Raw genomic sequence first — 11985 nt, forward strand, 5'->3', positions numbered from 1 at the left:
CCCTGCTGCCGAAACGGATTTCCGGCGACGGCGACCCCCCGGCTAACCTCCTAGCCACCACCCTCACGCAGCAGGAGTCGAGAACCATGGCCCAGGTCCAGCGCATGTCCCGTTTGATGGTCAAGACACTGCGTGACGATCCGGCCGACGCCGAGGTGCTCAGCCACAAGCTGCTGGTGCGTGCCGGTTACGTACGCCGTACCGCCGCCGGCCTGTGGTCCTGGCTGCCGCTCGGCAAGAAGGTCCTGGCCAACGTGGAGCGCGTCGTCCGCGAGGAGATGGACGCCATCGGCGCCCAGGAGGTCACCCTGCCCGCCCTGCTGCCGAAGGAGCCCTACGAGGCGACCGGCCGCTGGGAGGAGTACGGCCCCGAGCTGTTCCGGCTGAACGACCGCAAGGGTGGCGACTACCTCCTCGGCCCGACGCACGAGGAGATCTTCACCCTCCTGGTCAAGGACCAGTGCTCGTCCTACAAGGATCTGCCCGTGATCCTCTACCAGATCGCGAACAAGTACCGCGACGAGGCCCGCCCGCGCGCCGGCATCCTGCGCGGCCGTGAGTTCCTGATGAAGGACTCGTACTCCTTCGACACGGAGGACGAGGGTCTGGACACGTCGTACGCCCTGCACCGCGAGGCGTACCAGAAGATCTTCGCGCGACTCGGTCTCGACTACCGCATCTGCGCGGCCGTCGCGGGCGCCATGGGCGGTTCCAAGTCCGAGGAGTTCCTCGCCCCGGCCGCGGCCGGCGAGGACACCTTCGCCGACTGCCCGCACTGCGACTACGCCGCCAACACCGAGGCGATCACGTACACGCTGAAGCCGGTCGACGCGGCCGGGATCCCCGCCCTGGAGGAGATCCCCACCCCCGACACCCCGACCATCGAGACGCTCGCCGCGCACCTGGACGTGGCCGCGTCCGCCACGCTGAAGAACCTGCTGGTCAAGGTGGACGGCGAGATCGTGGCGATCGGGGTGCCCGGCGACCGCGAGGTCGACATGGACAAGGTGGAGGCGCACTTCGCCCCCGCCGCCGTCGAACTCGTCACGGCCGAGGACTTCGCGGGCCGCGACGACCTCGTCCGCGGCTACGTCGGCCCGCAGGGCCTGGAGAAGGTCCGCTACCTCGCCGACCCGCGCATCGCCCCCGGCACCGCCTGGATCACCGGCGCCAACCAGGAGGGCCTGCACGCGAAGAACGTCGTCGCGGGCCGTGACTTCGAGGTCGACGAGTACGTGGACACGGTCGTCGTGCGCGAGGGCGACCCCTGCCCCGCCTGCGGCACCGGCCTCAAGCTGGACCGCGCCATCGAGATCGGCCACATCTTCCAGCTCGGCCGCAAGTACGCCGACGCCCTCCAGCTCGACGTCCTCGGCAAGCAGGGCAAGCCGGTCCGCGTCACCATGGGTTCGTACGGCATCGGCGTCTCGCGTGCCGTCGCGGCGCTCGCCGAGCAGCACGCCGACGAGCAGGGCCTGGTCTGGCCCGCCGAGATCGCCCCGGCCGACGTCCACGTCGTCGCCGCGGGCAAGGCCCTGCAGACCGAGCTGGCGCTCGACGTGTCGGAGAAGCTGGGCGCGGCGGGCGTACGCGTGCTCGTGGACGACCGCGTCGGCGTCTCACCCGGCGTCAAGTTCACGGACGCCGAACTCATCGGCGTCCCGAAGATCCTCGTGGCGGGCCGCCGCTCAGCGGAAGGCATCCTGGAACTGAAGGACCGCCGCACCGGCGACCGCGAAGAACTAACCCTGACAGAAGCCCTCACCCGCCTAACCCCCTGACCCACCCACACCCGCGCCCCGCCAGGGGCGCGGGGAACGGCGCGCTCAGCCCAAGACAACGCGCGCGTACGTACATGCGGGCCGGGCCCTGTCAGGGGCGCGGGGAACGGCGCGCTCAGCCGAGGGCGACGCGCGCGTACGTACATGCGGGCCGGGCCCTGTCAGGGGCGCGGGGAACGGCGCGCTCAACCCAAGACGACGCGCGCGTACGAACATCCGAGCCGGGCCCTGTCAGGGGCGCGGGGAACGGCGCGCCCAGCCCAAGGCGACCCGCACGGACAACCCACCGTCCCCACGCCGCCCCCAGCTCCTACAACCACGTAGCGAACTCCAGCAACAACTCAGCCTCCTGCACCCGCCCCACGCGCAGTGCCCGCACGCCGGACTCCACCGCCCGGAACAGCGCCCAGCCCCGCAACCGCTCCTGATCCACCTCCAGCGACTCCGCGAGCCGCTTCACCCGCCGCCGCGCGGTCGCCGCGCCGGACGGCGAGGCGATCAGGTCCTCGACCCGGTCACGCACCAGCCGCGCCAAGTCGAAGGCACACTCGCCGACCACCGGGTCGGGCCCCACGGCCAGCCAGGGACTGCGTTCCCCGGCCAGCACCTTGCTCTGCCGGAAGGTGCCGTGCAGCAGGCACGCCGGAGCAGGCGCCGCCAGCAACTCCTCGCGCACCGCCAGAGCCGCGTCGACCAGCGGCGCCGCCCCCGCGTCCGCACCCGCCCGCATCGCCTCGGCCTGCCGCCCCGTCCGCTCGGCCACCGTCTCGAAGACATGGTCCGCGGGCGGCTCGACCCACAGCCTGCGCAGCGTCCCCGCCGCCTCCAGCATCGACTTGGCCTCCGGCAGCGACCGCAGCGACACGTCGGGATGCAGCCGCTCCAGCAGCAGTACGCCCTCCGCGCCGGAGTCGGCGCCGGCCCGGACACCGGCCGGCTCCAGCAGACGTACGGCGCCCAGGCCGTCCCAGTGCGCCAGCGCGGCCCGCTCGCTCTCCGGGCGGGCCCGCCCCGGCGCCAGCTTCAGGACGGCGGGGGTGCCGTCCGGCAGCCCGACCAGGATCACCAGACTGCTGCGCCCACCGGGAACCTGCACCCGCTCCACGGTCGACTCGCGTAGCGCGACGGCCTGTCGAGCCACCAGCGGCAGCTTCTCCAGCCAGTCGTCAGCGCCCGGTGCCGCCTCGCCGAGCGCCTTGACCAGACGCCGCGGCGGTTCGAAAGCCATGCGCGAGTCGTTCCCTTCCCGGTACGCGTTACGAGGTCGGTGTCGCCGACGCGGTGGACGTGGCCGACCGCTCGGCGAGACCAGGGAAGGCTACGCTCTCGCCGCGCCAGCGCACCGCCCGCACCGCGGCCTCCCGCAGGGCCTGCGCCGCCGCCTCGCGCCGCTCGCCCCGCGCGGCCCGTACGAGGTCGGAGTACACCCCGGCCACCCGGTCCTCCAGCTCCGCGGCGAGCCGCAGGGCCGACTCCGAGTCCGTCACCGGGAACGGCAGCGCGTACGCGGCCGCCGCGGGCTCGGGCTCGCCGCCCAGGTCGCGCACCGCCCGCGCCATCTCGTCCCGGCGCGCCCGGTGGCCGTCGTACGCGGCCCGCGCCTCGGTCCGCCGGGCCTCACGGATCCGGCCGCCCACCACCCCGTAGCCGTACACCGCGGCGTGCTCGGCCGCGAGCGCGGACCGGACGGCCACCAGCTCGGCCGACGCCTTCTTCCCTTGCGTCTGTGTCTGCGTCTTCGCCTGTGCCTTCGCCCCGCCGGACGCCCTGCCGGAACCGTTCACTTCTCGTCCTCCGTCAGCAAAAACGCGTGCCCCGCCCCGGCCGCCGCCACCGAGGCCAGCAGCCGCGCCAGCTCTCCCGGCGCCTCCACCAGTGCCTTCGTACGACGGGCCGCCACCTCGCGCTCGGCCGCGGCGAGCCCCGCGAGCGCGGCCTTCTCCGTCGTCGGCACCTCGGGGGAGGGCGACGCGGCGCCCGCGGACGCGGCGGAGGTCTCGGAGGGAGTCGGCGAGGCCGTGCTCGACGCCCCCTTGCCGCCCGAGAACGCCTCGGCGTGCCGCTGGACCTCCGCCAGGAGTGGTGACAGCCGGCCGCGCAGCGCGGGATGGACGGCGAGCACGGCCTCGTACCGCTGTGCGAGCCGCTCGCTGTCCCGCGCCGCACGCGCGCGTGCCCGCGCCGCGGCCGACGAGCTCCCGCCGGTGGTCCCGGGAGAGGAGTCGGCGGACGAGCAGCCCGCGAGCAGCGCGGCGCCCGCACCGGCGGCTCCGGCGAGCAGACTCCTTCGGCGCGGCCCCGAGGGGGTGTGCGACGGCAGGGTGAACGACACGGCAGACGTCCTCGGAGAGCTCGTACGAACGAAAAGGGCGGCAGGCCCTTGATCACGGTACCCGCGTACCGCCCCCGCACCCACCAGCGGCGCCGTCCCGGTTCGGGGCGGGGCTCGGTGGACGGCAACACCCCTTGGGACCGGATACCCTTTGACCTGACACGCGACCTACCCACAACAGCACACGCGGCCGAGGAGTCACCCGGATGAGCACCACCCAGAGCGAGAGGCTGCGAGAGCTCCTGGAACCGCTCGTCAGCTCGCAGGGACTCGACCTCGAAGAGATCGAAGTGGACTCGGTGGGACGCAAGCGTGTGCTGCGCGTCGTGGTGGACTCCGACGAAGGAGCAGACCTCGACGCCATCGCCGATGTGAGCCGCGCGCTCTCGGCGAAGCTGGACGAGACCGACGCCATGGGCCAGGGCGAGTACACCCTGGAGGTGGGAACGCCCGGCGCCGAGCGCGAACTCAGGGAACACCGTCACTACGTACGTGCCGCCGAGCGGCTCGTCAAGTTCCAGTTGACGAACGGCGACGAACTGATCGCACGGATCGGCACGGTCGACGACGAGGGCGTGGACGTAGAGGTGCCCGGCGTGAAGGGGCGCAAGCCCACCGCCAAGAGGCTCGCCTTCGAGGACATCGCCAAGGCACGCGTCCAGGTCGAGTTCAGCCGCAAGAACAAGAACGACGAGAACGACGAGAAGGACGAGAAGGAAGAGGAGGAGGCGTAGCCGTGGACATCTCCATGAGTGCCCTGCGGGGATTGGTACAGGAGAAGGAGATCTCCTTCGACCTGTTGGTCGAGGCGATCGAGTCGGCCCTCCTCATCGCCTACCACCGCACCGAGGGAAGCCGCCGTCACGCGCGCGTGAAGCTCGACCGGGAGACCGGCCATGTGACCGTGTGGGCGAAGGAGGATCCCGACGATCTGGAGGAGGGGCAGGAGGCACGCGAGTTCGACGACACCCCGTCGGACTTCGGCCGGATCGCCGCCACCACCGCCAAGCAGGTCATCCTGCAGCGTCTGCGGGACGCGGAGGACGACGCGACGCTCGGCGAGTACGCCGGCCGGGAGGGCGACATCGTCACCGGTGTCGTCCAGCAGGGCCGCGACCCGAAGAACGTGCTCGTCGACATCGGCAAGCTGGAGGCCATCCTGCCGGTGCAGGAGCAGGTCCCCGGTGAGTCGTACCAGCACGGCATGCGGCTGCGGTCGTACGTCGTCCGGGTGGCGAAGGGGGTCCGCGGTCCGTCCGTGACCCTGTCGCGCACCCACCCGAACCTGGTGAAGAAGCTCTTCGCCCTCGAGGTGCCGGAGATCGCCGACGGTTCCGTCGAGATCGCCGCCATCGCCCGTGAGGCGGGCCACCGCACGAAGATCGCCGTCCGGTCCACCCGGTCCGGTCTGAACGCCAAGGGCGCCTGTATCGGCCCGATGGGCGGCCGCGTGCGCAACGTCATGGCCGAGCTGAACGGCGAGAAGATCGACATCGTCGACTGGTCCGACGACCCGGCCGACATGGTCGCCAACGCGCTCTCCCCGGCGCGGGTCTCCAAGGTCGACGTCGTCGACCTCGCGGCCCGCTCCGCGCGTGTGACGGTCCCCGACTACCAGCTGTCCCTCGCCATCGGCAAGGAGGGGCAGAACGCCCGGCTGGCCGCCCGGCTGACCGGCTGGCGCATCGACATCCGCCCGGACACCGAACAGACCGGTGATCAGGGCGATGACCGGCCCGCCGAGCGGGCCGGGGAGCAGAGCAGGGAATAGATCCAAGCCGCAGGTGGCTTAGATCACGACAGTTTCCATGTGCGGCAACTGTTCGATACTTGCCCCAAAGGGGTGAGGTCGGTGCAGGGAGGTAGACTTAAGAGTGTCTGGCCGGACGCATGCCCGCGCATGCCCTGAGCGCACCTGTGTGGGGTGTCGGGAGCGAGCGGCCAAGACCGATCTGCTGCGTGCTGTGGCGGCCGAGGGCGAATGCGTCCCCGATCCTCGCGGTACGCTGCCCGGCCGGGGTGCGTATGTACACCCCGCCCTGGTCTGTCTGGACCTGGCGGTCCGCCGCCGGGCGTTCCCACGGGCGCTGCGTGCCCCGGGTCAGCTCGACACAAAGGCGTTGCGCCAGTACGTCGAGCGGACAGACAGTTGCTGAGCAGGCAACACCGTAAGAAGTGTCGCGCGGAGCCCCGTGCGGCCCTGGTACCCCGCGAGTTGGAAGTAGGTCGAGATTGCGATGAGCACTCGATGAGCACGCGATGAGTACGCCCATGAAGTAGCGACGGTCCGGACGCAACCCGGACCTAAAAGGAGCGAAGTGGCTAAGGTCCGGGTATACGAACTCGCCAAGGAGTTCGGGGTGGAGAGCAAGGTCGTCATGGCCAAGCTCCAAGAACTCGGTGAATTCGTCCGTTCGGCGTCCTCGACGATCGAGGCGCCCGTAGTACGCAAACTGACCGACGCCCTCCAGCAGGGCAACGGCGGCGGCAAGCCCGCCCCGCGCAAGGCCGCGCCCGCCAGGCCCGGTGCGCCTTCTCCGGCACAGGCCGCCCGTCCGGGGCCCGCCGCCCCGCGCCCGCCGGCCCCGAAGCCGGATGCCGCGGAGAAGCCCGCAGCATCCGCGGCCCCGGCGGCTCCGGCCTCCGGCACGCGTCCGACGCCGGGCCCCAAGCCCGCGCCGAAGCCCGTCCCGGCCTCGCCGGCTCCGGCCGCGCCCGAGTTCACGGCGCCGCCCGCGGCTCCGGCCGCCGCCCCGGCGACCCCGGCCGCGAACCCGCGTCCGAGCGGTGCGGCCCGTCCCGGCGCCCCGAAGCCCGGTGTCCGTCCGGCCGGCCCCGCACAGGGTGGTCAGGGCGGTCAGGGTGGTCCCGGTCAGGGCCGTGGCGAGCGCGGTGACCGTGGTGACCGCCAGGGCGCCCCGCGCCCCAGCGGCCAGGGCACGCGTCCCGGTGGTCGTCCCGCCGGACCGCGTCCGGGCAACAACCCGTTCACGTCCGGTGGCTCCACCGGCATGGCACGTCCGCAGACGCCCCGTCCGGGCGGCGGCCGTCCCGGCCCCGGCGGACCCGCGGGAGCCGGTGCTCCGGGTGGCGCGCCGCGTCCCCAGGGCGCCGGACAGGACCGCGGTCCTCGTCCGCAGGGTGGTCCCGGTGGCGCTCCGCGTCCCGGTGGCGGCCCCGGCGGCAACCGTCCGAGCCCGGGCGGCATGCCTCGTCCGCAGGGTGGTCCCGGTGGCGCTCCGCGTCCCGGCGGCGGCCCCGCAGGCAACCGTCCCAACCCCGGCATGATGCCGCAGCGTCCGGCTGCCGGCCCGCGTCCCGGCGGCGGTGGCCCCGGTGGCCGCGGTCCCGGTGGCGGTGGCGGCCGACCCGGCGGTGCCGGTGCCGGTGGCGGTCGTCCGGGTGGCGGCGGTTTCGCCGGCCGTCCGAGCGGTCCCGGTGGCGGCGGTGGCGGTTTCGCCGGTCGTCCCGGTGGTCCCGGTGGCGGTGGCGGCGGTTTCGCCGGTCGTCCGGGTGGTCCCGGCGGCGGTGGCCGTCCCGGCTTCGGTGGTCGTCCCGGTGGTCCGGGTGGCCGTGGTGGCACACAGGGCGCCTTCGGCCGTCCCGGTGGTCCCGCGCGTCGTGGCCGTAAGTCGAAGCGGCAGAGGCGCCAGGAGTACGAGGCCATGCAGGCCCCGTCGGTCGGCGGCGTCATGCTGCCTCGCGGCAACGGACAGTCCGTCCGCCTGTCGCGCGGTGCCTCGCTCACCGACTTCGCCGAGAAGATCGGCGCCAACCCGGCGTCGCTCGTCGGCGTGATGATGAACCTCGGCGAGATGGTCACTGCCACGCAGTCCGTCTCCGACGAGACGCTGAAGCTCCTCGCGGACGAGATGAACTTCGTCCTCGAGATCGTCAGCCCCGAGGAGGAGGACCGCGAGCTGCTCGAGTCCTTCGACATCGAGTTCGGTGAGGACGAGGGTGGCGAGGAACTGCTCGTCGCGCGTCCGCCGGTCGTGACCGTCATGGGTCACGTCGACCACGGAAAGACCCGCCTCCTCGACACCATCCGCAAGACGAACGTCGTCGCGGGCGAGGCCGGCGGCATCACGCAGCACATCGGCGCCTACCAGGTCGCCACCGTGGTGAACGAGGAAGAGCGCAGGATCACCTTCATCGACACCCCGGGTCACGAGGCGTTCACCGCCATGCGTGCACGTGGTGCGAAGTCGACCGACATCGCGATCCTCGTGGTGGCGGCCAACGACGGTGTGATGCCCCAGACGATCGAGGCGCTGAACCACGCCAAGGCGGCCAACGTGCCGATCGTGGTCGCGGTCAACAAGATCGACGTCGAGGGCGCGGACCCGACCAAGGTGCGCGGTCAGCTCACCGAGTTCGGTCTGGTGGCCGAGGAGTACGGCGGCGACACGATGTTCGTCGACATCTCCGCCAAGCAGGGCCTCAACATCGAGAGCCTGCTGGAGGCCGTGGTCCTCACCGCGGACGCCTCGCTCGACCTGCGGGCCAACCCGGAGCAGGACGCGCAGGGTATTGCGATCGAGTCCCACCTCGACCGCGGCCGCGGTGCCGTGGCGACCGTCCTGGTCCAGCGAGGCACCCTGCGGGTCGGCGACACCATGGTGGTCGGCGACGCGTACGGCCGTGTCCGAGCGATGCTCGACGACAAGGGCGAGAACGTGGAAGAGGCGGGTCCGGCCACTCCGGTCCTGGTCCTCGGTCTCACCAACGTCCCGGGCGCCGGCGACAACTTCCTCGTCGTCGACGAGGACCGCACGGCCCGCCAGATCGCCGAGAAGCGCGCGGCGCGTGAGCGCAACGCCAACTTCGCCCGGCGCGGAGTCCGGTTCTCCCTGGAGAACCTGGACGAGGCCCTCAAGGCCGGTCTGGTGCAGGAACTCAACCTCATCATCAAGGGCGACGCGTCCGGTTCGGTGGAGGCTCTCGAGTCCTCGCTGCTCCAGCTCGACGTCGGCGACGAGGTCGACATCCGCGTCCTGCACCGCGGTGTGGGTGCGGTCACCGAGTCGGACATCGACCTGGCGACCGGATCCGACGCCATCGTCATCGGCTTCAACGTCCGCGCTGCGGGCCGCGCGGCGCAGATGGCGGAGCGCGAGGGCGTCGACGTCCGCTACTACTCGGTGATCTACCAGGCCATCGAGGAGATCGAAGCGGCCCTCAAGGGCATGCTCAAGCCGGAGTACGAAGAGGTCGAGCTCGGTACGGCGGAGATCCGCGAGGTCTTCCGCTCGTCCAAGCTGGGCAACATCGCCGGTGTGCTGGTCCGCTCCGGCGAGGTCAAGCGCAACACCAAGGCGCGGTTGCTGCGTGATGGCAAGGTCATCGCGGAGAGCCTCACCATCTCCGGTCTGCGTCGCTTCAAGGACGATGTCACCGAGATCCGCGAAGGGTTCGAGGGCGGTATCAACCTCGGAAACTTCAACGACATCAAGATCGACGACGTCATCGCGACGTACGAGATGCGCGAGAAGCCGCGCGCGTAACGCCTGCGGCTTGGCTTGACCGTGTGGGGTTGGCCGACGGGAACTGGTTTCCGTCGGCCGGCCCCACACGGGGTTTCGTGCCTGTCCGCGGGCCGGGTGGGGCTGGTCGCGCAGTTCCCCGCGCCCCTCGATGGCGGGGCACGGGGAACTGCGCGACCAGCCCCCACTCACCCGCACCCGGCACACGGGCCGCGGGGCGGAAACCCCGTCGAGGGGTACCGCAGGTTCGTTGTACCGTTCTGGTGTCCCTGCCAAGAGCTTGGCCGGGCCACCTACCCCGTACCGGCGGGACATCCGGAACACATATGTACGTGGGGACTCTGTCCTTCGACCTCCTCCTCGGCGACATACGGTCGCTGAAGGAGAAACGCTCCGTCGTCCGCCCGATCGTGGCCGAACTCCAACGCAAGTTCGCGGTGAGCGCGGCGGAGGTGGAGCACATGGACCTCCACCGCAGGGCCGTCATCGGACTGGCGGTGGTCTCCGGGGACACCGGGCACCTGACCGACGTACTGGACCGGTGCGAACGCCTGGTCGCCGGGCACCCCGAGGTGGAGCTGCTGTCGGTACGCCGACGGCTCCACGGCGAGGACGACGAGTGAGCGCGGGACGAGTGAGCGTACGGCGACAAGGATCGCCCGTACACGGATCAGCAAGGAAGTAGGGAGACGGACCAGTGGCCGACAACGCGCGGGCGAAGAGGCTGGCGGACCTCATTCGAGAGGTGGTTGCCCAGAAGCTGCAGCGTGGGATCAAGGACCCGCGGCTCGGTTCGCATGTGACCATCACGGACACCCGGGTCACCGGGGACCTCCGGGAGGCGACCGTCTTCTACACGGTGTACGGCGACGACGAGGAGCGCGCGGCGGCCGCCGCGGGCCTGGAGAGCGCCAAGGGCGTGCTCCGCTCGGCGGTCGGCGCCGCGGCGGGTGTGAAGTTCACGCCGTCGCTCACCTTCGTGGCGGACGCCCTGCCGGACACCGCCAAGACGATCGAGGACCTGCTCGACAAGGCACGGGCCTCGGACGCCAAGGTGCGCGAGGTCTCGGCCGGCGCGGCCTTCGCCGGTGAGCCCGACCCGTACAAGAAGCCGGGCGAGGACGACGACACGGACGACGAGACGGACGGCGACGCCCCGGCATGACGCAGAAGCAGCAGACGCCCGACGGCCTTGTCATCGTCGACAAGCCGTCGGGTTTCACTTCGCACGACGTGGTCGCCAAGATGCGCGGGATCGCGAAGACCCGCCGCGTCGGACACGCGGGCACCCTCGACCCCATGGCGACGGGCGTGCTCGTCCTCGGTGTCGAGCGGGCGACCAAGCTCCTCGGGCACCTCGCGCTGACGGAGAAGGAGTACCTGGGCACCATCAGGCTCGGGCAGAACACCCTGACGGACGACGCCGAGGGCGACCTCGTCTCGTCGGCCGACGCGTCCGAGGTCGCGCGGGACGCCATCGACGCCGGGATCGCCAAGCTCAGCGGCGACATCATGCAGGTGCCGTCCAAGGTCAGCGCCATCAAGATCAACGGCGTGCGCTCGTACAAGCGGGCACGCGAGGGCGAGGACTTCGAGATCCCGGCCAGGCCGGTGCGTATCTCGTCGTTCGCCGTGTACGACGTCCGGGAGGCCGTGGCCGAGGACGGCACGCCCGTCCTGGACCTGATCGTCTCGGTGGTGTGCTCGTCCGGTACGTACATCCGCGCGCTCGCCCGTGACCTGGGCGCCGACCTCGGTGTCGGCGGCCATCTGACGACGCTGCGGCGCACCCGCGTGGGCCCGTACAAGCTCGACACGGCCAGGACCCTCGACCAGCTCCAGGAGGAGCTGACCGTGATGCCCGTGGCCCAGGCCGCCGCGACCGCGTTCCCCCGGTGGGACGTGGACACGAAGCGCGCGCAGCTGCTGACGAACGGGGTGCGGCTGGAGATGCCCGAGGTGTATTCCGGGGCCGGGGCCGTCGGGGTGTTCGACCCCGAGGGGCGGTTCCTGGCGCTGGTGGAGGAGCAGAAGGGCAAGGCCAAGAGCCTCGCGGTCTTCGGCTGATCCTTTGTCCTCTGGGCCACTGGTCCTCTCTGGACCTACGGTTCTCGGCGGCCGGACGGATCCTCCCTTTCGTCGTGGAGCGGCGTGCACGGGGTCACCTGTGTGCGCCGCTCCACTGTCCCCCCAGGGTTCCCCCACCCAAGGATGTATCCATCCACCCCCGTTCATTCACCCGTCCGGGCAGGCGCTCGGAGTGAACCGGGGGAGCGGGAGGGGGCTCGTTCGGCTCGGGATCTGTCGCGTCCGCCCATTGCGCGCATACCGTCGGAAAACGAAGCGTCGGAAGCACGGACGGCGCACGCGGCGGGGAGGAATTCGA

The 11985-nt window shown here is 71.5% G+C and carries 11 protein-coding genes; 8 read left to right on the forward strand and 3 right to left on the reverse strand.

Going from position 1 to position 11985, the window contains the following annotated elements; all coding sequences use genetic code 11:
* Nucleotides 1-86 precede the first annotated feature (86 nt).
* Nucleotides 87-1781, forward strand: coding sequence for a proline--tRNA ligase (locus tag ACLVWQ_RS25830; RefSeq protein ID WP_414111543.1), 1695 nt, complete (start codon nt 87-89; stop codon nt 1779-1781).
* 310 nt (nt 1782-2091) lie between these two features.
* On the opposite strand, the gene ACLVWQ_RS25835 is transcribed toward ACLVWQ_RS25830, so the two are convergent.
* The 3 genes from ACLVWQ_RS25835 to ACLVWQ_RS25845 all read right to left on the reverse strand — a co-directional run bounded on the left by ACLVWQ_RS25835 (nt 2092) and on the right by ACLVWQ_RS25845 (nt 4113).
* On the reverse strand, nt 2092-3009 hold the full coding sequence (locus ACLVWQ_RS25835) for an aminoglycoside phosphotransferase family protein (RefSeq protein WP_414111544.1): 918 nt from the start codon (nt 3007-3009) through the stop codon (nt 2092-2094).
* Between the two features lie 28 nt (nt 3010-3037).
* Nucleotides 3038-3478 carry a ferritin-like domain-containing protein gene (locus tag ACLVWQ_RS25840; RefSeq protein WP_414111586.1) on the reverse strand — a complete coding sequence of 147 codons (441 nt, stop codon included), beginning with the start codon at nt 3476-3478 and terminating at the stop codon, nt 3038-3040.
* An 83-nt stretch (nt 3479-3561) separates the two neighbouring features.
* Nucleotides 3562-4113 (reverse strand): hypothetical protein, encoded by a 552-nt coding sequence (locus ACLVWQ_RS25845; protein ID WP_414111545.1) that lies wholly within the window; start codon nt 4111-4113, stop codon nt 3562-3564.
* A 206-nt stretch (nt 4114-4319) separates the two neighbouring features.
* Here ACLVWQ_RS25845 and rimP point away from each other — a divergent pair, with 206 nt between their 5' ends.
* The 7 genes from rimP (at nt 4320) to truB (ending at nt 11666) form a co-directional block, all read left to right on the forward strand.
* Nucleotides 4320-4847 carry a ribosome maturation factor RimP gene (gene rimP / locus ACLVWQ_RS25850; RefSeq protein WP_414111546.1) on the forward strand — a complete coding sequence of 176 codons (528 nt, stop codon included), beginning with the start codon at nt 4320-4322 and terminating at the stop codon, nt 4845-4847.
* A gap of 2 nt (nt 4848-4849) precedes the next feature.
* Nucleotides 4850-5884 carry a transcription termination factor NusA gene (nusA, locus tag ACLVWQ_RS25855; RefSeq protein ID WP_414111547.1) on the forward strand — a complete coding sequence of 345 codons (1035 nt, stop codon included), beginning with the start codon at nt 4850-4852 and terminating at the stop codon, nt 5882-5884.
* A gap of 103 nt (nt 5885-5987) precedes the next feature.
* Entirely contained in the window at nt 5988-6269 is a 282-nt protein-coding gene (locus ACLVWQ_RS25860) for a YlxR family protein (RefSeq protein WP_414111548.1), read from the forward strand.
* A 162-nt stretch (nt 6270-6431) separates the two neighbouring features.
* Entirely contained in the window at nt 6432-9620 is a 3189-nt protein-coding gene (gene infB / locus ACLVWQ_RS25865) for a translation initiation factor IF-2 (RefSeq protein WP_414111549.1), read from the forward strand.
* Nucleotides 9621-9925: 305 nt separating this feature from the next.
* Nucleotides 9926-10222, forward strand: coding sequence for a DUF503 domain-containing protein (locus tag ACLVWQ_RS25870; protein WP_414111550.1), 297 nt, complete (start codon nt 9926-9928; stop codon nt 10220-10222).
* A 74-nt stretch (nt 10223-10296) separates the two neighbouring features.
* A complete protein-coding gene (rbfA, locus tag ACLVWQ_RS25875; protein ID WP_414111551.1) occupies nt 10297-10764 on the forward strand; it encodes a 30S ribosome-binding factor RbfA in 468 nt (155 codons plus the stop codon).
* Nucleotides 10761-11666, forward strand: a complete 906-nt coding sequence (gene truB, locus ACLVWQ_RS25880; protein WP_414111552.1) for a tRNA pseudouridine(55) synthase TruB — start codon at nt 10761-10763, stop codon at nt 11664-11666. Before rbfA ends, truB begins: the two co-directional genes overlap by 4 nt.
* Nucleotides 11667-11985 lie beyond the last annotated feature (319 nt).

The sequence above is a fragment of the Streptomyces sp. CWNU-52B genome, assembly GCF_047444975.1.
GTDB lineage: Bacteria > Actinomycetota > Actinomycetes > Streptomycetales > Streptomycetaceae > Streptomyces.